Source organism: Streptomyces sp. B1866 (genome assembly GCF_031932565.1).
In the GTDB taxonomy this organism is placed as follows: Bacteria; Actinomycetota; Actinomycetes; order Streptomycetales; family Streptomycetaceae; genus Streptomyces.
The window spans coordinates 1-1,092 of record NZ_JAVSCF010000537.1 but is presented as its reverse complement, the minus strand read 5'-3'; the positions used below and the strand labels follow the sequence as shown (position 1 = coordinate 1,092).

General features: G+C 74.6%; 2 protein-coding genes. Both read right to left on the bottom strand.

The genetic code is table 11. The annotated features are described in order from the left end of the window. Nucleotides 1-135: 135 nt before the first annotated feature. Nucleotides 136-732 carry a helix-turn-helix domain-containing protein gene (locus RKE29_RS30050; protein ID WP_312008866.1) on the bottom strand — a complete coding sequence of 199 codons (597 nt, stop codon included), beginning with the start codon at nucleotides 730-732 and terminating at the stop codon, nucleotides 136-138. Nucleotides 733-929: 197 nt separating this feature from the next. Next, nucleotides 930-1,092, bottom strand: a 163-nt coding sequence (locus RKE29_RS30045) for a biotin/lipoyl-containing protein (RefSeq protein WP_312007981.1), incomplete at its 5' end; no start/stop codon positions are given.

Below are 1,092 nucleotides of genomic sequence, written 5' to 3'. Positions count from 1 at the left end.
CGGCACCGGGCGGGGCCGCGGGCGGACGGGCGGTGGTCCGGGGCCCGGGCGGGGCCGGGGCGGGCCGGAGGCCGGGCGGGGCCGGGGCGACGGGCCGGCTCCCCCGGGCCGGGGCCGGGTCGTCGTCCGGCGGGCTCAGCGGGCCTTCAGGCCCGAGAAGGTCAGGGCCAGCAGGCGCTCGGCCAGGTCCGGGTCGTCCGGGGCCTGCTCCCCGGCCATCGCGATCGCGTTCGTCAGCCGCATCAGGTCGCCTATGTCGACGCTGGGCCGCACGGAACCGGTCTCCTGGGCGCGGGCCAGCAGCTTGCCGCCCGCCTCCTCCATCGGCTGGCCGCAGTTCCGGGACAGGGTCGAACTCTGGTCGGCGGACGCGGCCATGAGGGCCTGGGCCAGTCCCCGGTAGGTGCTCGCGTGGTCGATGATCGCCCGCAGCCAGTCGATGAGCGCGTGGCAGGGCTCGGGGGCCTCGGCCAGCTCGCGCGAGTAGGCCAGCAGGGCGCTGACCTGCTCCTGGAAGACGGCGCCCATGAGAGCCGTACGGTTCGGGAAGTGGCGGTAGAGCGTGCCGATGCCGACGCCCGCGCGGCGGGCGATGTCCTCCAGCGACGCGTCCGTGCCGTGCTGGGTGAACGCGGTGCGGGCCTGGGCGAGCAGCCGCTCGTAGTTGCGCCGCGCGTCGGCACGCATGGGCCGGTGCGGAGGCTGCGCCCTGGCCGCCGTGTCGGTCGCCATCGCGGTCCTTTCTGCGGGGTCTGCGCTGTCACTGCCCGTGGGTCAAGAATGCCACCCGAGAGCGACGCCGGGGTGAACGACCGCGGCGTGCGGTTGACGTGAAAGTGCCGCGGGCCCCGTCGGTCTGCGACGGGGCCCGCGGCATGCGTCCCGGGGTGTTTCCGGCTGGGCCGGTATCAGGCCGGTGTCAGTGTGGGTCAGTCTTTGATGTCGCAGATGACGGCTCCGGCGGAGACGGACGCGCCGACCTCGGCGGTCAGTCCCTTGACCGTGCCCGCCCGGTGCGCGTTCAACGGCTGCTCCATCTTCATCGCCTCCAGCACCACCACCAGGTCACCCTCGGCCACCTGATCCCCCTCG